Source organism: Methylobacterium planeticum, assembly GCF_008806345.1.
In the GTDB taxonomy this organism is placed as follows: domain Bacteria; phylum Pseudomonadota; class Alphaproteobacteria; order Rhizobiales; family Beijerinckiaceae; genus Methylobacterium; species Methylobacterium planeticum.
Genome location: NZ_VZZJ01000011.1, coordinates 125,164 through 148,088, shown reverse-complemented (window position 1 = coordinate 148,088; position 22,925 = coordinate 125,164). Strand labels below are relative to the sequence as shown.

General features: G+C 74.3%; 22 protein-coding genes and 1 pseudogene. 5 read left to right on the top strand and 18 right to left on the bottom strand.

From position 1 onward, the window contains the following. Positions 1–340 precede the first annotated feature (340 nt). On the top strand, positions 341–640 hold the full coding sequence (locus tag F6X51_RS14750) for a cysteine hydrolase family protein (RefSeq protein WP_246696811.1): 300 nt from the start codon (positions 341–343) through the stop codon (positions 638–640). Further along, the gene (locus F6X51_RS14745) at positions 637–1,224 is read left to right on the top strand and encodes a histidine phosphatase family protein (RefSeq protein ID WP_150964427.1); all 588 of its coding nucleotides are present in this window, start codon (positions 637–639) and stop codon (positions 1,222–1,224) included. The genes F6X51_RS14750 and F6X51_RS14745 overlap by 4 nt, the downstream gene beginning before the upstream one ends. A 12-nt stretch (positions 1,225–1,236) precedes the next feature. On the opposite strand, the gene F6X51_RS14740 is transcribed toward F6X51_RS14745, so the two are convergent. From F6X51_RS14740 to F6X51_RS14695, 10 genes and pseudogenes are all read right to left on the bottom strand, one after another. After that, positions 1,237–1,473, bottom strand: a complete 237-nt coding sequence (locus F6X51_RS14740; protein WP_150964426.1) for a hypothetical protein — start codon at positions 1,471–1,473, stop codon at positions 1,237–1,239. A 138-nt stretch (positions 1,474–1,611) separates the two neighbouring features. Beyond that, positions 1,612–2,328 (bottom strand): hypothetical protein, encoded by a 717-nt coding sequence (locus tag F6X51_RS14735; protein WP_150964425.1) that lies wholly within the window; start codon positions 2,326–2,328, stop codon positions 1,612–1,614. Between the two features lie 152 nt (positions 2,329–2,480). After that, a complete protein-coding gene (locus tag F6X51_RS14730) occupies positions 2,481–3,491 on the bottom strand; it encodes a nickel/cobalt transporter (RefSeq protein ID WP_150964424.1) in 1,011 nt (336 codons plus the stop codon). Further along, positions 3,482–4,171 carry a DUF1007 family protein gene (locus F6X51_RS14725; protein ID WP_150964423.1) on the bottom strand — a complete coding sequence of 230 codons (690 nt, stop codon included), beginning with the start codon at positions 4,169–4,171 and terminating at the stop codon, positions 3,482–3,484. The genes F6X51_RS14730 and F6X51_RS14725 overlap by 10 nt, the downstream gene beginning before the upstream one ends. 175 nt (positions 4,172–4,346) lie before the next feature. Further along, positions 4,347–4,706 (bottom strand): hypothetical protein, encoded by a 360-nt coding sequence (locus F6X51_RS14720; RefSeq protein ID WP_150964422.1) that lies wholly within the window; start codon positions 4,704–4,706, stop codon positions 4,347–4,349. A gap of 252 nt (positions 4,707–4,958) precedes the next feature. Then, complete coding sequence (locus tag F6X51_RS14715; protein ID WP_150964421.1) at positions 4,959–5,417, bottom strand: cytochrome c-type biogenesis protein; 459 nt, start codon at positions 5,415–5,417, stop codon at positions 4,959–4,961. After that, positions 5,414–7,417, bottom strand: coding sequence for a heme lyase CcmF/NrfE family subunit (locus F6X51_RS14710; RefSeq protein WP_150964420.1), 2,004 nt, complete (start codon positions 7,415–7,417; stop codon positions 5,414–5,416). The genes F6X51_RS14715 and F6X51_RS14710 overlap by 4 nt, the downstream gene beginning before the upstream one ends. A gap of 234 nt (positions 7,418–7,651) precedes the next feature. Continuing rightward, positions 7,652–8,098: pseudogene (gene ccmE, locus F6X51_RS14705) on the bottom strand (cytochrome c maturation protein CcmE); the annotation flags it as partial. 172 nt (positions 8,099–8,270) lie between these two features. Continuing rightward, complete coding sequence (gene ccmI, locus F6X51_RS14700; protein WP_150964450.1) at positions 8,271–9,806, bottom strand: c-type cytochrome biogenesis protein CcmI; 1,536 nt, start codon at positions 9,804–9,806, stop codon at positions 8,271–8,273. Positions 9,807–9,994: 188 nt separating this feature from the next. Further along, positions 9,995–11,413: a sensor histidine kinase gene (locus F6X51_RS14695; RefSeq protein WP_150964419.1), complete on the bottom strand. Its 1,419-nt coding sequence runs from the start codon at positions 11,411–11,413 to the stop codon at positions 9,995–9,997. Positions 11,414–11,794: 381 nt separating this feature from the next. On the opposite strand from F6X51_RS14695, the gene F6X51_RS14690 reads away from it, so the two are divergent. Genes F6X51_RS14690 through F6X51_RS14680 form a run of 3 tightly spaced genes read left to right on the top strand, consistent with a single transcriptional unit; the run spans position 11,795 to position 13,939 of the window. Then, positions 11,795–12,865, top strand: coding sequence for a TadE/TadG family type IV pilus assembly protein (locus F6X51_RS14690; RefSeq protein ID WP_150964418.1), 1,071 nt, complete (start codon positions 11,795–11,797; stop codon positions 12,863–12,865). Beyond that, positions 12,849–13,352, top strand: a complete 504-nt coding sequence (locus F6X51_RS14685; RefSeq protein ID WP_150964417.1) for a TadE/TadG family type IV pilus assembly protein — start codon at positions 12,849–12,851, stop codon at positions 13,350–13,352. The genes F6X51_RS14690 and F6X51_RS14685 overlap by 17 nt, the downstream gene beginning before the upstream one ends. Next, the gene (locus F6X51_RS14680; RefSeq protein ID WP_150964416.1) at positions 13,352–13,939 is read left to right on the top strand and encodes a TadE/TadG family type IV pilus assembly protein; all 588 of its coding nucleotides are present in this window, start codon (positions 13,352–13,354) and stop codon (positions 13,937–13,939) included. Before F6X51_RS14685 ends, F6X51_RS14680 begins: the two co-directional genes overlap by 1 nt. A 25-nt stretch (positions 13,940–13,964) precedes the next feature. On the opposite strand, the gene F6X51_RS14675 is transcribed toward F6X51_RS14680, so the two are convergent. The 8 genes from F6X51_RS14675 to F6X51_RS14640 all read right to left on the bottom strand — a co-directional run bounded on the left by F6X51_RS14675 (position 13,965) and on the right by F6X51_RS14640 (position 22,862). Beyond that, positions 13,965–14,642 (bottom strand): response regulator transcription factor, encoded by a 678-nt coding sequence (locus F6X51_RS14675; RefSeq protein ID WP_150964415.1) that lies wholly within the window; start codon positions 14,640–14,642, stop codon positions 13,965–13,967. A gap of 39 nt (positions 14,643–14,681) precedes the next feature. After that, positions 14,682–15,059, bottom strand: a complete 378-nt coding sequence (locus tag F6X51_RS14670) for a PepSY domain-containing protein (RefSeq protein ID WP_150964414.1) — start codon at positions 15,057–15,059, stop codon at positions 14,682–14,684. A 249-nt stretch (positions 15,060–15,308) separates the two neighbouring features. Continuing rightward, positions 15,309–15,533 carry a hypothetical protein gene (locus tag F6X51_RS14665; RefSeq protein ID WP_150964413.1) on the bottom strand — a complete coding sequence of 75 codons (225 nt, stop codon included), beginning with the start codon at positions 15,531–15,533 and terminating at the stop codon, positions 15,309–15,311. 47 nt (positions 15,534–15,580) lie between these two features. After that, positions 15,581–15,934 carry a hypothetical protein gene (locus tag F6X51_RS14660; protein ID WP_150964412.1) on the bottom strand — a complete coding sequence of 118 codons (354 nt, stop codon included), beginning with the start codon at positions 15,932–15,934 and terminating at the stop codon, positions 15,581–15,583. A gap of 31 nt (positions 15,935–15,965) precedes the next feature. After that, complete coding sequence (locus F6X51_RS14655) at positions 15,966–16,589, bottom strand: hypothetical protein (RefSeq protein WP_246696810.1); 624 nt, start codon at positions 16,587–16,589, stop codon at positions 15,966–15,968. Between the two features lie 32 nt (positions 16,590–16,621). Continuing rightward, the gene (locus tag F6X51_RS14650) at positions 16,622–17,266 is read right to left on the bottom strand and encodes a lysozyme (protein ID WP_150964411.1); all 645 of its coding nucleotides are present in this window, start codon (positions 17,264–17,266) and stop codon (positions 16,622–16,624) included. 35 nt (positions 17,267–17,301) lie between these two features. After that, positions 17,302–18,879, bottom strand: a complete 1,578-nt coding sequence (locus F6X51_RS14645; RefSeq protein WP_150964410.1) for a DUF2793 domain-containing protein — start codon at positions 18,877–18,879, stop codon at positions 17,302–17,304. Between the two features lie 80 nt (positions 18,880–18,959). Further along, positions 18,960–22,862 carry a baseplate multidomain protein megatron gene (locus F6X51_RS14640; RefSeq protein WP_150964409.1) on the bottom strand — a complete coding sequence of 1,301 codons (3,903 nt, stop codon included), beginning with the start codon at positions 22,860–22,862 and terminating at the stop codon, positions 18,960–18,962. Between the last annotated feature and the right edge of the window lie 63 nt (positions 22,863–22,925).

The following is a 22,925-nucleotide window of genomic DNA, read 5'->3' as shown; positions in this document are numbered from 1 at the left end:
CCCTGATCAGGTTCCGCATCGGCCTGCCGCCATCCCCGCACCGCCCTCTCGCGGAGGGCGCGGGGGCAGCATCGGTGACGCGGAGGGGGCCGTCTTTAACAGATGTGGGTATTCGCCGACGACTGTAGCCGGGCTTGTCAAAAAGGCCACGGTGCTACCGGGAACAGCGGCAGTTTCCCCGCCGTTCTTGCCGGCCATAACGAAGAGGAGGCACGTGAGGATGGCCTCGCAAGACGCTGCGAAAAACGATTCACCGGACATTGATTTTCGCCAGAGCGATGAATTGCGCCAAGGTCATTTGGGCGCGACATGCCTGCATCTCTGCGTCGACATGCCGGGGATGTTCTCCGAGAAGGCCGACCGGCACACCTCCTCCTGGATCGGCACCGGCCTCGGCGCGGGCCTGCAGGCCCGCGGCAACGACACCCTTGTGGTGACCGGCGGCGAGACCGATCTCTGTGGTCTCTCCGCCGTGCTGGGGGCGGTCGATTGCGGCTACCGGGCCGCGGTCGTCGCGGACGCGCTCTGCATCTCGTCCGACCTCGCGCACCAAGCCCTTCTCACCCTGCACCGCTCGCGCTACGGCCGGCAGGTCGAGACCGTCACCACCGGGACGGTCCTGGAAAACTGGACTCGATGACCACGACCACCCGCATCGTCTGCATTCGCCACGGCGAATCCACCTTCAACGCCGCCCACCGGGCCACGGGCCGCGATCCCGGCCACATCGACGCGCGCCTGACGCCGCGCGGCCAGGCGCAGGTGGCGGCCGCCCGCGACGGCCTGCGCGACATCCCCTTCGAGCTGGTGGTGACCTCGCCGCTGACCCGGGCCATCGAGACCACGATGGGGCTGTTCGGCGAGCACCCGGCCGACCCCGAGATCCTCGTCGAGGTGCTGCACCGGGAGTGCCAGGAGAGCAGCTGCGACGTCGGGCGCGCCGCCTCGCAGATCGCGGCGGAGTTTCCCCATCTGCGCGTCGACCATCTGCCGGAGATCTGGTGGCACGCGGAGGGCGATCCGAACGCGGGCGGCTACCACATCGAGCCGCGGCCCCTGTTCGACCAGCGCGTCGCGGGCTTCCGCGACTGGCTGAAGCACCGGCCCGAGCGCACCATCGCGGTGGTCGGGCACGGCACCTTCTTCTACCACCTCACGGGCGAATGGCTCGACAATTGTCAGAGCACCGAGCTCGACCTCTCGGCGCGCCCCGTCCTCGTCTGAGGGGCGCCGGCCTCATTTCGGCTTGGCCTCGGCCTTGGCCGGGTCGCTGACCTTCTCGCCCGCCACGCACTCGGTCACGAAGGTGTCCTTGACGGTGCCCTGCATGCCGGTCTGGTCGGCGCGGGCGCTGCATTCCTGCTGCGGGTCCTGGGCCGAGCCCACCGTCGCGGGCGGCTTCTCCTCGGCCGAGGCGGCGAGGGGGACCGCCAGGAGCGCGGTCAGGATCAGGCCGGAGCGGACGAACGACATGGGAACCTGCGGAGAGACGGTGGGCCGCGATGCGAGGACCCGCCCGGGGCATCCCGGGCCCGACCTCGCCTCGGCTGAGAGAACACGCGGGCGCGCGGCCGGTTCAATGCCGCGTGGCCCCGCACCGGCGAGGCTCCGTCAGGCCCGCGCGACCGCCCGCGCCGCATCGAGGCGGTCGCGGGCCCGCACCACCTCGATCTCGGGCGCCTGCCGGCCGATGCGCAGGGCCTCGTCCAGGATGGCGACCGCGTGGGTCCAGGCCTCCGGCAGGAAGGGGTTCGCGCCTTCCGCCACCTCCGCCGCGCAGCGGGCATCCTCCGCCGCGCGCAGTGCCGCCGTGGCGGTCCGGGCGATGCAGGCGGCGAGCGCCCCCCGGAGCCAGGCGCGCCGCGCCGAGGCGGCCTCGGCGGCGGCGCCCCCCCTCCACGCGGCGGCGCGCGCCGCCGCGACCGCGGCGCCAAGATCGGCGGCGGCCTCGCAGCGCGCGGCGAGATCGGGCATCCCGGCCCGGTCGAGGAGGGGCGGCAGCAGGCGCCGGACGCTCTCGCGCGCCAGGAAGCCCGTGCGCGCGGCCTCGGTCTCGGCCGTGTCGGCGGAGCCCGAGAGGCGCAGCACGAAGGCCATCAGGCGCGGGCGCTCGGCGTCCGGCATCGCATCGTTGAGGCCGAGGGCGTAGGCGGCGAGCGGGGGCGAGAAGCAGGGCGGACAATCCGAGGAGGCGCGGATCGCCCGGTAGGGCAGGCCGGCGGCCACGATCGCCGCCTCGTTGATGCAGGTTCCGCCGTCGGGGCCCGGGAACGGGTGCGAGCCCGTCAGCAGCCGCCAGTGGAGGATGTGCTCGAAGCCCGCCGTCATCGCCGCTCCCGTCTCAGGGCCGGAGACTGGCACGGGCCGGGCGCCCTGGCGAGGGCCTTGGCGTCGGGACGCGGGCTCGGGCCCCTGCCGACTGACCGACTGACCGACTGACCGACTGACCGACTGACCGACCGACCGGCGGGCCGCGGCGCTCAGGCGCCGGTGCCGACGGCGAGGCCCGCGAGCATCGCGAGGCCGAGCACCAGCACGAAGGCGGCGGCGAGGAGTTCGAGGGCGCCGACCGCGAGGAGCCCGGCCTCACCGCGCCCGCCCGCGAGGCGCAGGGCCAGGACCTTGGCGAAGACCGCGAGGCTCGCGAGCGCCCCCGTCGTCAGCGCGGTGCCGAGCGCCATCGCGAAGGTCGCCAGGACGCCGGCGCAAAGCATGCCCTGCGAGGCGCAGAAGACGAGGATCAGCACCGCGCCCGCGCAGGGGCGGGAGCCGGCCGCCAGCACCACGCCGGCCCGCTCCCGCCGGGTGCCGAGCCGGCCGATCGCCTCCGCGTCCGCGAGGTGGACATGCCCGCAATCCGGGCCGCAGGCCTGCTGCGGCGTGCCGAGGGCGGCGAGCCGGCCGGCCTTGCGCCACGTCACCGCGAGGCCGATCACCGCCACGAGGGCGAAGCTGACGGTCTCGATCGCGCCGCCCGCCCGCGTCATCCCGGCCGCGGTGGTGCCGAGCAGGAGGACGCCGATCCCCACGATGGCGATCGCCACCAGCGCCTGCAGCAGGGCGGCGGCGGCGCTGAGGCCGAAGCCGCGCAGCAGGGCCCGCTCGCCGGCCACGATGTAGCCCGCGATCACCGCCTTGCCGTGGCCGGGGCCGGCGGCGTGGAACACCCCGTAGGCGAAGCCGAGGCCGACGAGCGGGCCCCAGCCGCCGCCCGCCTTGAGGGCCGAAACCGCGCCCTGGAGGCTGCGCGAGAAGCTCGCCTGCAGGGCCAGCAGCCAGCCGCCGAGGCCGGTCGCGGCGGGGGCGGCCTCGCGGAAGCCGATGCCGAAGGGGGAGCGGGGCGGGGGCGCGGCGATGCCGGGCGCGACCAGCCACATCAGGCCCGCGAGGACAAGGCCCGCGAGGGCGACCGCCCCGGCGATCAGGCCGAGCCGCAGGGCGAGCCGGCCGCGGGCCGAGGCGGCGGCCGGGAGGGCCGCGCCTACGGACACGCCACCAGGATCCGGTTGGCGAACTGGACGCCGAAATTCGAGGCGGCCGTCAGCGCCTCGAAGAAGGCCTCCGTCATGCCGGGCTTGCCCGCCTCGGCGGTCTTGGCCTCCTGCGTCTTCGGCCGGGTCACGGTGGCGGCGCAGCCCGCGGGGGCGCCCGCGAGGCGCGCGGCGTCGGCCCCGTCCGCGAGGCTGAAGGCGACGAAGTAGGTCGGGTCATAGACCTCGAGCGCGACGACGCCTCGGCCCTGCGGGGCGGGCGCCTTGAGGGGCAGGAGAAAGGTCAGGGTCAGGCCCTCCCCCTGCATCATCATGCGGGGCTCGGCCGGATCCCCGAAGGCCTGCTCCTTGCCGCCGACCTTCAGCTTCGTGAAGTAGCCGAACTCGGCGAGGTTGCGGGTGTTCTCGGTGGCGAGGTCGGCCAGTTCGTCGGGCGTCAGCCTGCCGTCGCCGTTCCGGTCGAGCCCTTGCGTGACGAAGGCCGAGTAGGCGGCGTCGAAGGTCCAGGCATGGCGGATCCCCGTGACCTTGCCGCCCTCCGCGTAGTCGATCTCGGCCTTGGCGGTGACCCAGACATGCGGGTGGGCGAGGGCCGGACCGGCGAGGGCCAGAATCAGGACGGCGGGAAGGCAGGCCGCGCGGGCCGAGGCGCGGCTGCGGAGGGGCGAGGCGATCGGCATGGTCGCGGGACGCTCGCGTCTCGTGGTTAACGAACCGTCAACGGGCCGGCCGTGGAAGGGCCGCCCCGAGCCCCGTTCCTCGCGTTTCAGTGGGGCGAAAGCGAGGCGCCGGCGGTGGCACGCCGGCGCCCGGGGAGGCGGCCCCGCGGGGCCGCCGGACGGCGCAGACCCGCCCTCAGTTGCCCGCGACCTCGGCCGCGGCGACCTCGACCACGTCGCCGCGGCGGGAGAAGGCGACCGTCGCGTCGCGCCCGTCGGCACCCATGCTGCCCGGGACCGAGAGGGTCACGGTCTGGTCGGCGTTGAGGGTGGTGACGAGGCGCACGACCTGGGGCTGGTCGCCGTGGGTGTTGGTGGCCGCCAGGGTGGCGACGACCCGGTAACCGTCCTGCGCGGCGGTGTAGTAGATCGATCCGCGGAACGTGCCGAGGTCGACGCTGTTCGCCTTGAGGGGCTTCAGTTCGACGGCGGAAGCGCCCGAGATCAGGGCGAGCGAGAGGGTGGCCGCCGAGAGGGCGAGGGCGAGCTTGCGCATGGGGATGTGGCCTGTGCGGTTACTGTCCGCCGGGAGTGCCCGTACGGAAAGCCGGTTGCACCGGGAGACCGCACTATGCTCTGGGAATGGTGCGATGCGAAAGAGGCTTTACCGCATCGCACAAATGTCGAGCGCGCATGGAAGATGCAGAATTGTACTGTTGACCGCATAAATCTGCATAGCGCGGCGGCCGAAACCGGAAATATCCGCCGGCCGAATACAAATCGGATTTGCGAGGGGTTTGAAGAAAATTCAATCGCGGCGGAGCAGGGCCGCCACTTCCGCCTGCTCGGCCGGCGTCAGGGTCTCGGGCCGCCGGGGCGCCCGGCGCCGCGCCAGCCGCCAGATCCCGAACGCGCCGGCCAGCAGCACCAGGGCGGGCGTCAGCCAGAGCAGCAGGGTGTGCAGGGCGAAGACCGGGCGCAGCAGCACGAACTCGCCGTAGCGGTTCACCACGTAATCCTCGACCGCCTTGTTGTCGTCGCCGGCGCGGATGCGCTCGCGCACGATCAGGCGGAGGTCGCGCGCGAGCGGCGCGTCGGAATCGTCGATGGACTGGTTCTGGCAAACGAGGCAGCGCAGGCCCGCCGAGATCTCGCGGGCCCGCGCCTCCTGGGCCGGATCCTTCATCACCTCCTCGGGCTGCACCGCGCCGGCCGCACTGGCCTGCGCGACGAGGAGGAGCACCAGGGCGATCCGGCGCGGGCTCATTCGGCCGGCACCGCGCTCGGCGGCAGGGCCTTGGCCCGGGCGCGGGTCGGGGCGCCGACGCGCATGCGCCGGTCGGTGAGCGAGACGGCGCCGCCGAGCGCCATCACCACGGCGCCGAGCCAGATCAGCAGCACCAGCGGCTTGTAGTAGAGGCGCAGGCCGATGAGGCCGCCGGGCTGGACCTCCCCGAGGCTGGCGTAGAGCTGGCTCGCGCCGACCGTGAGCAGGCCCGATTCCGTCACGGTCATGCGGCGGCTCGGGTAGAAGCGCTTGCCGGTATCGACATGCCCGATCTCGTCGCCCGCGCGGTTGCGGACGGTGAGGAAGGCGGCCGTCTCCTCGTAGTTCGGCCCCGGGCGCGGCGCGACCCGCTCGAGGGTGGCGACGTAGGGGCCGGTGGCGAGGCTCTCTCCGGCCTTCAGGGTCGCGAGGCCCTCCGTCGCCCAGCCCTGCGCGGCGATGCCGAGCACCACGATGCCGACGCCCCCATGCGCCAGCGCCGTGCCCCAGGCCGAGCGCGGCAGGCCGAGCGCCCGGCGCCAGACGAGGCGGGGGGAGCGGGTGCGGCTGGCGCCGTAGCCCCGGGCCCGCGAGACGATCTCCAGCACGGAGCCGACCACCAGATAGGCGCCGAGGCCGATCCCCACGGGGGCCAGCACGGGCCCGCCCCAGGTCAGCGCCAGGGTGGCGAGGCCGACCACGAGGGCGAGGCCCATGGCGGCGAAGAGGCGCTGCGCCGCGGCCAGGGCGTCGCCCCGCTTCCAGGCGAGCGTCTGCCCGAAGGGCACGATCAGGAGGAGCGGCACCGCGAGGGGCACGAAGGTGCTGTTGAAGAAGGGCGGCCCGACCGAGATCTTCTCCCCCGACGCCATCTCGAGGACGAGGGGATAGAGCGTGCCGACGAAGACGGTGGCGCAGGCGGCGACCAGGAACAGGTTGTTGAGGACGAGCGCCCCCTCGCGCGAGATCGGCGCGAACAGGCCGCCCTGGCGCAGCAGCGGCGCCCGCCAGGCGAACAGGCTCAGCGAGCCGCCGATGAACAGCACCAGGATGGCGAGGATGAAGACGCCGCGGGTCGGGTCGGTGGCGAAGGTGTGGACCGAGGTGAGCAGCCCCGAGCGCACGATGAAGGTGCCCATCAGGGAGAGCGAGAAGGTCAGGATCGACAGGAGCACCGTCCAGATCTTGAGGGCGTCGCGCTTCTCCATCACCACGGTGGAGTGCAGCAGCGCGGTCCCGGCGATCCAGGGCATCAGCGAGGCGTTCTCGACCGGGTCCCAGAACCACCAGCCGCCCCAGCCGAGCTCGTAATAGGCCCAGTACGAGCCCATCGCGATGCCGAGCGTCAGGAAGCTCCAGGCGATCAGCGTCCAGGGCCGCACGGCCCGGGCCCAGACGGCGTCGATGCGCCCCTCGATCAGGGCGGCGGCCGCGAACGCGAAGGTGATCGAGAAGCCGACATAGCCGAGATAGAGCAGCGGCGGGTGGATCGCGAGGCCGGGATCCTGCAGCAGCGGGTTGAGGTCGTTGCCCTCGATCGGCGCGGGCGTGACCCGGGTGAAGGGGTTCGAGGTCGTGATGATGAACAGCACGAACACGAAGGTGACGAGGCCCTGCACCGAGAGGGTATTGGCCCGCAGCACCGGCGGCACCGACTCGCTCGCGCCCGCCACCAGCGCCCCGAACAGGGTGAGAATCAGGACCCAGAGCAGCATCGAGCCCTCGTGGTTCCCCCAGACGCCCGAGAGCTTGTAGATGAAGGGCTTCGTGGTGTGGGAGTTCTCCACCACGTTCTGGACCGAGAAGTCCGAGGTGGCGTGGGCGTAGGTCAGCGCCGCGAAGGCGAAGAGCACGCAGGCGAAGGCCCCGAGCGCGGCGGGCTTGGCCACCTGCCGCAGCGCCGGGTCGCCCGAGCGCGCGGCCCAGATCGGCATCACCGCCTGGACCAGAGAGAGCGCGAGCGCGAGCGCGAGCGCGAAATGGCCGACCTCGACGAGCACTGGCTATCCTTCCTTATCGGCCGCTGGCCGCGTGACCGGCGCGGCTCATCGCTCGCTGCGGGGTCCGAGCGTCGTCTCGCCCAGAACCCTGTCACCCAGAACCTTGTCGCCCAGAACCTTGTCGCCCAGGGTCTTGTCGCCGAGAGCCTTGTCGCCGGGGGGCCTGTCCTCGGCGGAGGCGGCCCGGGGGGACGCCGAGGCCTCGCCCTCCTGTCCCTTGTCCTCCTTCCCCTTGCCCTCTTTCCCCTTGCCCTCCTGCCAGCGGCCCTGCGCCTTCAGGGCGTCGGCGACCTCGCGGGGCATGTAGGATTCGTCGTGCTTGGCCAGCACGGTGTCGGCCCGGAACAGGCCGCCGGGCTCCAGCGTCCCCTCGGTGACGACGCCCTGCCCTTCGCGGAACAGGTCGGGCAGGAGGCCGCGATACGTCACCTGCACGGTCGCGTTGGTGTCGGTGACCGCGAAGGCGACGGTCTGGTCCGGCCCGCGCTGCAGGGAGCCGTCCTTGACGAGCCCGCCGAGGCGGAAGCGGGTGCCCGGGGCGACGCCCTGGTTGGCGACCTCGGTGGGGGAGCGGAAGAACACGATCGAGCCGCTCATCGCGAACAGGATCAGCCCCACCGCGAGCGCGAGCACCGCCCCGCAGGAGGCGATCAGGATGAGGCGGCGGCTCTTGCGCGTCACGGTCTCTGTTCCGTCCCGGTCCCGTCATTGGGTCGATCGGACCGGTCCCGGCCCGAGGCGTCCCTGAACATTTCTAAACTTAGAGACAGGGTGTCGGCTGCCCGGCCGGCCCGGTCAAGACCCGGACCCGGGACCGATTGTCAGGGGGCGGCCCGCCGGGAAGGTCGGCGGCTCAGGGTTTCCCGCCGGTGCCGTGCAGGTCGAGCTCCCGCGCCAGCGCGTCGAGGCGCTCCACCGCGCCGGCATCGGCCGCGAGCGCCATGCGGGCCCGGTCGAGGGTGCGGCTCGCCTGCTTGCGCTCGCCGAGCACGCTGTAGGACCGCACCAGGCGCAGCCATTCGTCCGCGGTGCCGCCCTTGGCGCTGAGGCGCCGGTCGAGGCCCGCCACCATGCCGCGGACCGCGGCGTCCCGCTCGGCCGCCGGCATCGCCTTGACGGCCGCGACCGCCGCGTCCGTGTCGGCTCGCGCGGTGCCGTCGTCGCCCGCGGTGGCCTGGTCGGCCGCAGGGGGCTTGCGCTCCTGGGGCTTGCGGTCCTGGGCCTTGCGCTCCTGGGCCCGCGGCGCCGCCTTGCCGGTCGCGAGGCCGAGCTCCGTGGCCTGCGCGTCGAGGCGCTCCAGCGCCTGCCCGTCCGACCCGAGGGCGGCGCGGGCCCGATCCAGGGCCGCCAGCGCCTTGTCGCGCTCCCCGAGGACGCTGCGGGAGCGCACGAGGCGCAGCCACTCGTCGATGCTGCCGCCCTGCTTCTGCAGGCGCTGCTCGAGCCCGTCCACCATGGCGCGGATCGCGGCGTTCTGGTCGGAGGGCGGGGCGGCGCCCGGATCCGGCGCGACGGTCCGGTCCTCGGTCGCCGGCACGGCCTCGCCCTTCAGGCGGGCGAGGTTCTCGCGCACCAGGGGCAGCCAGGGCGCGTCGGCCGGGCCGGCCAGTTCGAGGGCGGTGAATTCCCGGATCGCCTCCGCGGGGTCGCCGGCCTGCTCGGCCGCCCGGGCGAGGTAGAACCGGGGCTTGGCCGCGTGCGCGTCGAGGGCGACGGCCCGGGCGAAGATCGCCTTCGCCTCCGGCGAGACCACGCCGTTGCCGGACGCCACGAGCGCCTCGCCCCAGTCGGAGAGCACCTGCGGGGTCTCGCCCTTGAGGCGGCTCACCGCCTCGTAGGCATGGGCCGCGTCGTCGAAGCGGCCGAGCCGCATGTAGACCGGGGCGAGCACCGCCCAGCCCCGGGCGTCGCCCGGCTCGCTCGCGAGCTTCGCCTCGATCTGGCCGATGGCCTTCATCAAATCCTGGTTGCTCGATTGCGCCGCCTGGCGGTCCGCGGCCGTCTGGGCGGGCAGGTCCGGCGAGCCGTAGAGGCCGTAGGCGAGGAGAGCCACGAGGGGGATGGTGGAGAGGGCGAAGGCGGAGGCGGCCCGGCGCTGGCGCAGGTGCGGCTCGGCGAAGCCCGCGGCGTCGGCCATGGCGGGCAGGCGGCTCGCGCGCAGCAGGCGGCGGGCGGCCTCCGTGCGGGCGGCCTCGGCCTCCGCCGGCGCGATCAGGCCGCGGCCGAGGTCGCGCTCGATCTCGGCGAGCTGGTCCTCGTAGAAGCCGGCCTCGGTGGCGGCCTGGGCCGCCTCGGGCACGGGTCCGGCGGCGCGGCGCGACATCGGCCAGAGCAGGGCGAGCACCGCCGCGCCGGTCATGAACGCCAGAATGAACCAGATCGCCGTCATCGGACCCCAGTATGTCGGACCCTCGCAGCCCGTCACCATGTAAAGACGGGTCGAGGCCCGCACGACGCCGCCCTCGGGTGACACGGTGTCACGTGATGCGGGGCGGGCGGCGCAATCTTAGCGGTACGGGGTGGCCGAGCAAATGCCCGGGCGGCGCTCGCCCGTGCGAGCCGCAGGCCTTGCCCGCCTCAATGGTGCGCGACGCCCGCCGGCGCGTCGCCCGGCACCTCGAGCACGGCGCGCAGGCCCCCGAGGGCCGCCGCCTCCAGGCGGAAGCGGCCCCGGTACAGGGTGGCGAGGTCCGCCACGATCGAGAGGCCGAGGCCGGAGCCCGGCTTCGTCTCGTCGAGGCGGCGCCCGCGCCCGAGCACGGCCTCGCGCGCCTCCGGGGGCAGGCCCGGCCCGTCATCCTCGATGGCGACCAGGAGGTGGGGATAATCGTCCTGCGCCACCGCCTCGGCCCGGATCGCCACGCGCCCGTTCGCCCATTTCGAGGCGTTGTCGACGAGGTTGCCGACCATCTCCTCGAAATCCTGGCGCTCGCCCCGGAAGCGCAGGCCCGCCGGCACGCTGACCTCGTAGGCGATGTCCTTGTCGCGGTAGATCTTGCCGAAGGTGCGCACGAGGCCGGCGAGCGCCGGCTCGACCTCCGTCGAGGTGCCGAGGGTGCCGGCCAGCGCCGCCGCCCGGGCCCGGTCGAGGTGGTAGTTCACCTGGTCGCGCATCACCGCGGCCTGCTCGCGGATCTTGAAGGCCAGGTCCTCCGGGGCGTCGGCGCTGCCGACCTCGTTGACGATGATCGAGAGCGGCGTCTTCAGCGCGTGCGCGAGGTTGCCGACCTGGGTGCGGGCGCGCTCCAGGATCTCGCGGTTCGTCTCGATCAACAGGTTCACCTCGCCGGCCACGGGGGCGATGTCGCGCGGGTACTCGCCGGTGATGCGGTCCGCCTCGCCGCGCCGGATGGCGCCGAGCGCCGCCCGCATCTGCGCCAGCGGCGCGAGGCCGAAGCGGATCTGCAGCAGGGTCGTGAGCGCCAGGAACAGGCCGAGCAGCCCGAAGGTGATGAAGAGGGAGAAGCGGAAGCGGTCGACGTCGTTGACGATCTCGTCCGCCGGCCCCGCGACCCGCACCGTGTAGCGTCCCTCCTCGCCGAGATCGACGTCCCGCTCGATGATGCGCAGCAGCCGGTCGTCCTGGCCCCGCCCGTAGCCCTGGCGGATCTGGCCGATGCCGGCCTTGCCGTCCGGGCTGGTGGCGGGCTTGAGCGGCACGCCCACGAGGGAGCGCGAGGTGCGCTGGTCCCGCGGCTTGGCCTCCGGGCGGCCGACCTGCCAGTACCAGCCCGACAGCGGCAGGTCGAAGCGCGGATCGCCGAGGGTGAAGGAGCGCTGCTCGGGGTCGCTCGGCGAGACGAGGTCGGTGGCGAGGTTGTTGGCGTAGACGAGGAGGCGGCTGTCGAAGGCCCGCTCGGTGTTCTCGCGGTAGAGCGTCGTCAGGATCCAGGCGGCGATCAGCAGGATCGCCGAACTCGCCAGCAGCGCCGACACGGCGAGCCGCACCGCGATGGAGCGGCGGCGCAGGGAGAGCATGTCCAGGACGGCGGTCATGAGCGGGCGATCATGGGCAGGCGATCATGGGCGGATGGTCTTGGGCGGACGGTCTTGGGCGGACGGGGCTGCGGACCGGGCGCGAGCCGTCCGCGTCCGGGCCGGCGGTTCGTGGCGGTGCGATACCATTCCTTGGAGGGACCGGGAAGTTCGGCGGGGACTGGCCCCGGAGGGCGGCGGCGGAACGGGTCGCCGCGCCCGCACTCGTCCGTTCAGTCCCGCGGGACAAACAAAAATCGTCCCGCGGCGATCTGTTTAAGAAAGATTTGATCTCATTCGTAGCCTGGACAGACCACCGATAACGGTCGGATCGGCGACCCTTGCTTAGGATGTCGCCCTTAGTCTGCTTGTCTGGCAGTCTGAGGTTCGAGTTGTATTCGGATGTTCGCTGACGACCGGCGCGGCAGCATCGCCGCCATCTTCGCGTTCGCGCTTCCCGCCCTGCTGATCGGGGTCGGGGGCGTCATCGAGACGTCCCGCGCCGTGACCCTGCGGAGCCGCCTGGCCAGCGCCGTCGAGCTGTCCTGCACGCACGCCCAGGCCTTCGTGAATGCGCGAAAGCCCGAGGACATCAAGGCGGGCGATCTTGAGAAGACCTACCCGAAGGAGGTCTCCGAGATCGCATTGCGCAATTTCGCGGGGAAGAATCTCGGTTCCGTCGTCCCGCTTGCCACGAACACGGACACCTCCGTGCGCGTCGAGGCGAGCACGACGATGCCGCTGCTCTTCGCCGGCCTGCTGAACAAGGACGGCATCCCGCTCTCGGTGCAGCGTGACTGCCCCGTGATGTCCGCGAGCCAAGCGGCGATGAAGAGCACGAAGCCCGAGCTGCTCGTCACGGAATCCTTCGAGCGCCCGAGCCACGGCGTGAGCTACGACACCTGGGCCGTCCTCGGCACGGCGGCGAACGGCCGGGCTTGGAACGGCTGGACGACCACGGCCGGCGGCATCGAGATCAACGGCCAGCGGCAGCTGGCCAGCAACGCGATCCGCTTCGGCGATTTCTTCGCCGAGCTCGACAGCGATTGCGAGAATCGGGCCGCCGTGCCCGGCACGCCCGCATGCAGGTCGAACTCGACGATGTCGCGCATCCTGAACCTGACGGCGGGGAACTACGTGATCCGCTACTGGTACATCGCGCGGCTAAGGGATCCCGCGCGGCCGGGTCAGGTCATCTGCGGCCAGAAGGACAGCGACGTCTCCTGGTACCAGTACGACGGGCAGACCAACCGGATCGAGGTCTTCGTCGAGAAATCGGGATCCTACACCTTCGCGGCCGCGAACATGGTCGATGTCTGCGTGCAGTCCGACACCTGGATCGAGCGCGTGATCCGGTTCACCGTCAAGGATGCTTCCGAGTACCGCATCAGCTGGCGTGCCGCGGGACGGGAGGACGCCTATGGCGGCCTGATCGACAATCTCCGGATCTGCCGCAATGACTGCCCGCTCTGATCCGCCGGGGCCGGGCCGGCCGGGTCTGCCCGCACGCGGCCCTCGCCTGGTCCGCTTCGGCACCTGCGCGCGCGGCGCCGCCGCCGTCGAGTTCGCGCTGCTGGCCTGGCCGATGGTCGGGCTGGTCCTCGGGATCCTGCAATTCGTCATGATCCAGTACACGCAGGTCCTTCTCAACGACCGGCTGCACGTCTCCGCCGCGATTCCGGAGGCCGAACTCCTCGCCGGAGACCAGGCCGGCTACAAGACCCGCCTGTGCGAGCGGATCGTCGTGGTCGTGATGGCGACCTGCCAGGCAAGCCTCCTCGTGGAGCTCGCGCCGCTCTCCGCCACCCCGACCGCCGAGACCGCGGTCGCGGGCACCACCTTCGCGCCCGGATCGAAGAACGACGTCATGCTGCTGCGCGCCTCCTTGCCGGTGACGGTCTTCGTTCCCTTCATCCCCCGGGTCGCGGCGCGGTCGTCCGTCGTGTTCCGGCGGACGTGATGGCGGGGGCGCGCATCCGGGGGCCGGGGATCCGCCGCGCCAGCCGGGACGGCAGCCTGACCGTCGAGTTCGCGCTGCTGGCCGCCGTTCTGCTGATGATCCTCGGCGGCCTGATCGATATCGTCAGGCTCTCCGGGATGAACCGCGAGATGGAGCGGTCCTCGACGCAGATCGCCGCGATCCTGACGAGTTGCCTCGCGACCGGCGACGGCGCCTGCTTCAGGAATACGCTGCTCAACTACCTGGACCGGCAGTCGAACGCCCTGGTGAGCCTGCCCTCGAACACTTCTGCGGCCCCCCGCAGGACCCTCGTCAGCATCGTCCAGGTCGCCAAGGTCGACGACGCGCTGCGGGTCTGCGCGGGCAACACGACCTATCTCGACCCCGACGTCGCGCAGAGCGCCAGCGCCGTCCTGTCCAACCGGAACACCGCGGTCGTGGTTGTCATCGAGACCGACTACGTCTCCCTGCTTCCGAAGCTCACGGAGGTCTTCCTGCACCAGACCGGCTCCCGCCTGCGGGCCTGGACGACCTCGGTCTACGCGATCTCCGCCTCGGCGGCCGCGACCCAGGCCGCGACCTGCTGACCGGGCGGGGCGGCGCGCGGCGCGCTCACACCCGCGCGGCGGGCTGGGTCGGGTCGACGAGGTAGCCCAGTCCCCGCACGGTCTGGATCAGGTCGACCGCGAGCTTCTTGCGCAGGCGCCCGACGAAGACCTCGATGGTGTTCGAGTCGCGGTCGAAATCCTGGTCGTAGAGGTGCTCGGTCAGCTCGGCCCGAGACACGACGCGGCCGGTATGGTGCATCAGGTAGGAGAGCAGCCGGTACTCGTGGCTCGTGAGCTTGACCGGGTTGCCGTCGACGAAGACCCGGCCCGAGCGGGTGTCGAGGGTGACGGGGCCGCAGGTGATCTGGCTGGACGCGTGGCCGGCGGCCCGGCGCAGCAGCGCCCGCACCCGGGCCATCAGCTCCTCCATGTGGAAGGGCTTCGTCACGTAGTCGTCCGCGCCCGCATCGAAGCCGTCGACCTTGTCGGACCAGCGGTCGCGGGCGGTCAGGATGATGACCGGCGTCTTGATGCCGGCGCGGCGCCAGCGCTGCAGCACCGTGACCCCGTCGGCCTTGGGGAGGCCCATGTCGAGGATGATGGCGTCGTAGGGCTCGTTCTCGCCGAGATACGCGCCCTCCTCGCCGTCGAAGGCCTTGTCGGCGACGTAGCCGGCCTCCTCCAGCGCATTGACGACCTGGCGGTTGATGTCCCGGTCATCCTCGACCACGAGCAGGCGCACCTGACAAACCTCCGTTCTGCGACCGGCGCTGCGGGCCGATCAATACTGGCCGGCGACTTCGCCGGTCTTGGCATCCACCATGACGTGCACGAAATGCCCGTCCCGGCGCAAGGCCGTCAGCATGTAGACGAGACCTTCGTCGTGCCGGCACAGGCTGGCGCGCTGGATCTCGGCCCGCGGAATCACCGTGCGGGCGGCGCGGATCGCCGCCACCGGCTCGATCACCCGGCGCTCCGCCACCGCCTCGCGCAGGTCCGCGGCGGTGAGGCAGTTCTCGGCCCGCGGCGGCGGCGCGCTCTGGACCTGGGTGAGCGGGGGGCTCGTCGCTGCCCCCTCCTCGGCGAGCGTGCCGATCGCGCCGGTGGCGAGCGCCACGACGGTCAGGCAGCCGGCGAGAAGGGTGAAGACGTAGCGCATGGGCAGGGACTGTCGCGCTCGGGCACTGAATGCCCCCTGAATACCGTCCTCCGCCTGCGCCGCCCAACCCTGCGCCTCGGACCGTACCCCGGACCCGCCCCCTCTGCGCGCTCCGGCGGTCCGGGCCGGGCTTCGACGGGGGGCGGGGGACAGGGGGAACACGACAGGTCTCACGGTTCGGCGCGGCGGATACTGGGAAGCGTTACGGTTGAAGCCCCGTGCGGTTCCCGCCCGCGGGGCGCTGTCCCATCACGGTTTCGCGCCGGCCCGCCCGGCGAGGCGCGCGAGGCTCGCCCGCAGGGCGGTGCTCACGAAGACGTGGCTCTCCACGTGGTCGAAGGCGGCCTTGCGCAGGGCGGCCATCGAGCCCTCGAAGCCGCGCCGGGCCGCGCGCAGGCGCCCGTCCGCGGCGCGGCGGCGGGCGCGCGCGGCACCGGGCCGCAGGGCGGGGTCGGCGGGGACGGGAGGCAGCATGGTCGGATCCTCGCGGGGTCGGCACGGAGGGGCATCGCGGAGGCGTGTCAGGGGCGCCCCTGTCGGCGCAGGTCCGCGAGCAGGCGCAGCATCTCGTCGAACCGCTCCCGGGCGCGCTCGTCGTTGCGCTCCAGGCCGCGGGCGATCTCGGCGGCGAGCCGGGCGAGGTCCTCGAGCACCCGGCTGCGGCTCTCGAGGGCGGCCGCCACGGCGGCGTTGGTCTGGGAGGCGCGTTCCAGGGCGGTGGCGGTGGCGCCGGCCTCGCCGATCCGGGCCTCCAGCGCCCGCAGACCCTGCCGGTGCAGGTGCAGGCAGGCGAGGCCGAGCAGCACGGCCACGACCCAGCCGGCGCCCCCTTGCGCGAACAGGAGCCGGGCGGCCTCGAGCGCGATCCTCTCCATCGGCCGCCCTCCCGGTGCGGTGGCGGCCGCGTCAGGCCGCGGGTTCGTGCCCGCCGGCGGGCGGGCGGGCGCTCCGGGCCCGGGCCGCCGCGATCCCGGGCCGCAGGGTGTTGCCCGCGTCGGCCGAGGCCTCCAGCCGCAGGCTGCGGAACACCTTCTCGGCGAGGCCCTCCAGCCCGCCGGCCTCGCGCAGGAGCCAGGCCGGGGCCTGGTCGACGGCGCGCTGCACCGCCGCCGCGATCACGGCGGAGCCCAGCGGCACGCTCAGGGTCCGGCCCTTCACGGCGCCCGAAACGGCGTTGAGGGCGTAGTCGCCGACATTGCGCACCAGCCGCTCCACCAGGGTCGTGGTCACGAGGACGCGCAGGGGGCCGGCCATCCGCGCCAGGGCGGCGGCGGCGGCGCCCGCCGCGAGGGGCACCAGGGCGCTGCCGAGGCCCTGCGCGAGGGCCGCGAGGGCATCGCCCCAGGGCAGCGCCACCGCCCCGGGATCGCCCGCCCCGGGATTGCCCGCCGCGGCGCGCGCCGCCGCCGGCGCGAGGAGGGCGGCGAGGCTGAGGCCGGAGGCGGCGAGGATCGTCGAGGGGCGCGACTTTGCGGAATGTGACTTTGCGGAATGTGACTTGGCGGAAGACGACTTGGCGGAATACGACATGGCGTGGTCCTGAAGTTGGAGGCGGGGATGGCTCAGCCGGCCAGACGGGCGCGCAGGGCCGCCCACAGGCGGGCGAGGAGGCCGGGCCCGGACGGGCTGCGCGGGCGCGGCGGCGAGGGCGGGCCCGCGGCCCCGGCGCCCGTCCCGCGCGGGATCGGCCGGCGCTGAGGCGCGAGGGGCGGGGCAACGCCGCCGGGCCGCGGGATCGGGCCCGGGTCGTTCCGGCGGGCCCGGGGCAGGGCGAGGCCGTAGGGCGTGCGGAACTGGTCGGCCTCCGCGGCGCGGCGGGGGATCACGCAGGCCGGGCGGTCCCAGAGCAGGATCGCCGCCCCCGCCCCCGCCCGGTCGCCGAGGCGCAGGCGGCGCAGCACGGTCGAGCGCAGGAAGGCGGCCGGGCCGATGTTGAAGCAGAGGGAGACGAGGGCGTCGAAGGCGTGCTCGGGCAGGCCGGGCGGCACCGCCTCCGCCACGAGGGCCACCGTGCGGGCGACGTCGCGGCCGAAGAGCGCGTCGGCCTCCGCGGGCGTCAGGCGCAGGCCCGCCCGGACCGCGGGCGGGCCCGCCGCCGAGGTGTGGCCGACCCCGATGGTCCAGATGCCGACCGCGTCGCGGTAGGCGTCGAGGCGCACGCCCTCGCGGGCGACGAGCACGGCCCGTCCGATGGCGCTGAGCTCCATGGCTGTCTCCGGATCTGCGGGGAGGGGGCGGGGGCTCACGCGAGGGCGTGGCCCCAGAAGTCGGTGTCGGCCGCCGCGACGTAGCCGTCGGCACCGGTGAGGCGGGCGAAGACCTCGACCGCGTCGCCGGCCTGCAGGGCGAGGAGCGCGCCCGCGCAGGCCACCGAGACCCCGTCGACGAGGCCCGTGGCGGCGCCGCGCCCGCGGCCCGCGGCGGTGCCGTTGCGGTGGAACCGCACCTGGAGGGCGCTCGGCGCCGCGGATCCGTTGCGCCGATAGGCCAGGCTCGCGCCGAGCCGGTAGGTGCCGGCCTCGGGGGCGACGAAGCGGCTGCCGGACGCCGCGAAGGCGCCCTGCTCGTTCACCTCGCCGATGTTGAACTGGACCCGGGTCCAGGTGTCGGCCGGCAGGTAATTGTCGAAATTGGTGGCGGCGGCGAAGCGCACGAGGTTCGTCAGCCGCAGCCAGCGCGTCCCGTCGTAGCCCCGGAAGGCGGCGGCGGTGCTGTCGAACACGATCTGGCCGGCCCCGAGGCCGCGGGCCGGAACCCCGGCGCGGGGCTGCAGCTCGAGGGCGCCGTTGCCCCGCACCTTCAGGACGGAGCGCCGCGCCGTGCCGCCGAGATCCGTGGTCTGGATATCGAGGGCGGTGCCCTGGGCGGCGGCCGAGAAATCCTCCTCGGCGAGCCCCTGGAGCGAGACCGCGTCGCCCGAATAGGCGCCCCCCGCGTGGAACCCGCGGCCCAGAAGGGCGAAGAAGCGGTCCCCCGCCCGGACGGGGGCCGGCGCGCCGGGGGCGCCGCGCCCGACCCGGGCGAGGATCGCGGCGCCGGGCGCGGCCCCCGCTCCGGCGCCCTGCAGCGCGTCGAGGGCGACGAGGGGGCCGCCGCCGCCCGTCCCCGCCGCGACCGGCGCGCCGGCCGGGCCCGCGCCCGGCGCCGCGGCGGTGCCGAAGCCCACGAACCCCGTCGCCGGGTCGACGCGCCACGCCTCCGTCCAGGCGAGCCCGTCGGCCGAGACCCGCGCCGCGAGGGCGTCCTCCCCCGAGAGCCCGATCTCGGCCCGGCCCGAGAAGCCCGTCTGCATCAGGAGGGACAGGACGTTGCCGGCCTCCGGCTTGTTGAGGCTCACGCGCAGGTCGCCGCTGCCGCCCTCGGCCCGGGTCCGGGCGGTCCAGAGGGCGGCGTTGAGCTTGGCCGCGAAGGGGTTCCGGGCGTCCGCCTCCGTGCCGATCCCGAGGCCGACGAGGTTGTGGAAGGCCTTGAGGCTCGCCCGGAAGCTGAGCCAGCCGCGCCCGTCGAAGAGGTAGAGGTCGGCCTCGTCGATCACGTAGGCGAGCCAGCCCGGCCGCGGCACGGTGCCGGCCCAGACCCCGTCCGCGAAGCGCACGACCTGCCCCGACAGCCCGGCCCAGGCCCCGCCGGGCTCGCGGGCGGCCACGAGGTAGCGGTCGCCCTCGGCCGGGTTCGCGGGGGGCGCGGCGCGGTCCTTGTCGAGGCAGGCGAGCTGTACCAGCGCGTCGAGCAGGCCGAGCGCCTCGTTGTGGGTGACGTGCTTCTGCGCCTGCCCGGCCGCGATCAGCGGCAGGGCGAGGTGGCGGGTGGTCTCGGGCATGGAGGCTCCGGGGGATGCGGGCGGGACGGTGGCGTGTCCCCGGCCTCACCCCGGGACGGGGCGGCGGGGGCGGCCCGGCCTCACCCGGCCCGCACGGGGATGCGGGCCCGGCGGGCGGGGCCGCGGCCCGCGACGGTGCCGAGCTGCGCCACCGCGACGTCGATGGCCGTCTGCGGGCCGCCGAAATCCGCGGCCTCGTCGGCGGCCGGGTAGAGCAGGGACGGGGCGGCGGCCGTCAGGCTGCGCAGGGGCCGGCCGTCGAGGCCGAAGAGATCCACCGCGTAGGCGTCCGAGGGCTCGTCGAGGGGCACGTCGACGGGCTCCCAGGCGTCGGCCGCGCGCCGGGCCCGGCGGGTCCAGCCGAGCCGGATGCCGGCCGCCTCGCGCCGCGCCCGCAGGTGCACCGGGCTCAAGGGGGTGATCGCGGCGAGCCCCGCGCTCGCCGCGACCTCGGTGAAGAGCGGGTCGGCCGGGTCGCGCCCGGCCGGGCCGATCCGGTAGCGGAACGGCCGGCCGGCCTCGTCGAGGCGCTCGACAAGGGGCACCACGGCCCCGTCGTCGAGGCGCACGATCAGGCTGCCGGCGGGCGCGGCCCGGCCGGCCGCGGCCTCGCTGCCGCCGAGCCCGCGCAGGAGGCGGGTCAGGCGCCAGGTGCCCGGCCCGACGAGCTCGGCGCCGGCCGCCGACAGGATCTCCACGGAGCCGTCCGGCCCCCGGACCGCGAAGAGGTTGCCGCCGGCGAGCGCCCCGGCCTCGTCGATCGCCCCGAGGGCGCCGGCGTTGCGCAGGGCGACGGTGAGCCGGGCGGTCCGGTCGAAGCGCCAGAGCGGCCCGGGGGGCAGGGGCTCGCGCAGGGTGCCGAGGCAGGCCGGGTAGTCGACGAGCCGGTGCAGCGCGAGCGGCGCGCCGTCCCCGGCCCCGCGCCAGACCGCGACGTCGCCCGGCCAGGGCTCGGCCGCCACCGCGAGGACCTGCAGCGCCGCCGGCTCGCCCCGGTCGAGCGGCAGGTCGAGGGCGACCGCGAAGGGCGGCCCCGGGAAGACCGAGGCCGGAGGCCGGGCCGGCACCGGGGCGCTCTCGCGGGGCGTGAGCGCCGACCCGTGCAGGGGCAGGGCCTGCGTCTCGATCCGCCGGCCCGCCGGGCTGTCGGCGATGCGCAGGATCTTGTGCGGGCCTGCCCCCGGCAGGACGAGGCAATCCCCGGGCTCCAGCTCCACCCGGCGCGGGCTCAGGGTCAGGCTGGCGCTGTCGCGCCCCGCGATCGCCGCGTCGAGGCGGGCCTCGGCCAGGGATTCGGCGCTCTCGCGGCGGGTCACCACCGCGGCCTCGATGCGGGTCTCGCGCCGGCGCGCGCCGGCGGGCCGGATCGCGGCGGCGGCGGCCCGGCGGTACGCGGCGCTCTCGGAATCGGTGAAGCCGATCTCGAGCGCGCGGGGCAGGGCGCTCTCCTCGGTCCGGACCCGGCGCAACGGGGCCTCGTCGTCCTCGCCGCGCACGAGGTCGCCGGCGTCGAGGATCGTGGCCGCCCGCTCCACGCCGCGGATCCGCAGGCGGCCGGCCACCGCCGAGACGTCGAGGCCGTAGAGCTGCGCCAGGGGCTCCAGGGCGGCGCGGGCCGAGAGCGCCCGGTCGATGACGTAGCCGTCGAGATAGGCGGCGGCCTCGATCCGCGCCGGCGCTGGGATGCCGAGATCGGCCAGGATCGCGGCGACCAGCCGGTCGAGGTCGAGCCCCTCGATCCGCCCCGTGATCCAGTGGCCGAGGCGCCAGTTCCCGGCATCGGCCCAGACCGCCTCGTAATCCGGGAAGGCCGGGAAGGGCCGGGCGTCCCAGGCCCAGACGAAGATCGCGTCGGGCGTCACCATCGGGGCGCCGTAGAGGGGCGAGACCGGGTTGTGGGCGGGGTCGTGGCCCGGCAGGGCGGGATCGAACCGGGTCAGGATCGCCTCGAGGCCGCGGAGCTGGATCAGCTCGTCCCGGGTGGCGCGGGAGCCCGGGGGCGCCGCGTTCTCGGAGGATTTCGGGTCGGGGAAGACGTTCGGGCCGTTCGTGCCCTTGTCGACCGCCGGCACGCCGATCTCGGTGAGCCAGATCGGCTTCGAGGCCGGCACCCAGGCGGTGCGCCGGGTCTCGAGGCCGCCGTCGCGCTCGAGATGCGGGTTCGACCACCACCCCACGAGGTCCTTGGCCCGGTAGATCCAGGGCCTGGCGTGCGCGCCGTCGGTGATCGGGGTGCGGATCTGCGCCCGCCGGTCTTCGGCGCTGGCGTAGTACCAGTCGAAGGCCTCCCCGGCCGCGAGGCGGCGCTTGAGGTAGTCGCGGTCGTAGATCGTGGCGGCCTCGGCGCGGTCGGCATGGTCCGGCCCGTCGCGCCAGTCCGTGATCGGCGGGTAGTAGTCGATGCCGACGGCGCCGATCGCCGGATCCGCGAAGAGATCGTCGAGGGGAAAGCGGATCTCCGCGCCCCCCTCCCGCACGTCGGCCCCGTACTCGGTCCAGTCGGCGGCGTAGACGAGCGGGACGCTCCCCCCGAGCCGGCCCCGCACCGCGGCGGCCAGGCGGCGCAGGGCCGCGACCGCCGGGTAGGACTTGCCCGCCGCGCGCACCCGGGTCAGCCCGACCAGCTCGCTGCCGATGATGAAGCCCGCGAGCGGGACCCCGGCGGCGGCCCAGCCGGCGGCGAGGTCGGCGTAGTGCAGCACCATGCGGGCGAGCCCGCGCCCGCCCTCGAAGAAGTCCGAGACCTGCGTCCCCGCCGCCGCGGTGCCGTCGGGGCTGCCGGGCAGGCCCGGGGCCGGGTCGCAGGTGATGCGGCCCCGCCAGGGATAGGGCGGCTGGCCCGGGGCGCCGGGCCTGCGCGGGTCGGGCAGGGCGTTGCCGTGGGGCACGTCCATCATGACGAAGGGGTAGAGCACGACCTTGAGCCCGCGCCGGTGCAGGTCGGCGACGAGGCGGCCGAGGCCGGCATCCGAGGGGGTGCCGCCATAGGCCGGGCCGCCGCCCGGCGCCCGCGAGACCACGCCGACCTGCGCCCGGCCGAGGCCCGCCACCGACCAGACGTCGCCCCGGGTCGCCTTGCCGCCCTGGTCGACCTTCGGCGCCACGGTGCAGCGCCCGGCCCGCAGGTCGTCCCCGAACCACGACACCACCACGGAGACCCGGGACAGGCGCGGGCAGAGGGCCTGCAGGGCGTCGAGGGAGGCGGCGACGTCGGTGGCGCGCTGGAGCTGGAAGCGGTTGGCGGCCCGCGTCGCCCCGAAGCCCGCATCCTCGGTGACGAGGTCGGGATCGAGGCCGAACTCGTTGGCGCCGGGGATCAGGTCGACGGCCCGGATCGTGCCGGCGAGCCCCGCCACCGGGCGCACTACCTCGAAGGCGAATTGCGGGATGCGGTTGCCGAAATCGGCGAGGGCCAGGCGCTCGAACACCACGTAGGCGAGGCCCCGGTAGGCCGGGGCGCTCTCCGCGCCCTCCTTGGCGACGATGAGCGGGTCGGGCTCCTGGTCCGGGCCGCCCGCGTGGACCCGCATCGCCAGGGTGGTGAGGTCGAGCTCGCGCCCGTCCGCCCAGACCCGCCGCACGAAGGCGATCTCGCCCTCGCACAGGCCGACCGCGAGGTTGGCGTAGTAGGCATAGGCCGTGCGCACGGTCTTCTGGCCGCCGCCGCCCTTGGCGCCCGTGCCCGCGCGCTCGACCGCGGTGTTGGCGACCTCGAGGGGACGCGTCGCCCAGATCAGGGTCCCGCCGAGCTTCGCCCGGCCGTAGACCCGCGGGATCGGGTCGCCCTCGGTGGAGGACAGGCCGGCGACGTCCGAGAGCCGCGGGCCCTCGACGAAGCGCGGGCCGGCGCGGGCGCCGAACAGCGCCCCGTCGAGGCCCGCCCCCGCGATCGCCCCGGCCGCCCGCCCGATCATCCCGCCCACCGGCCCGCCGAAGGCCGTGCCCGCCGCCGCGCCGGCCGTGGAGAGGATCAGCGTGGCCATGGCGGGCTCCGGGGCGGGGCGCGGGGTGGGTTGCGGATCCGTATCCGACCGGATACGGATTGC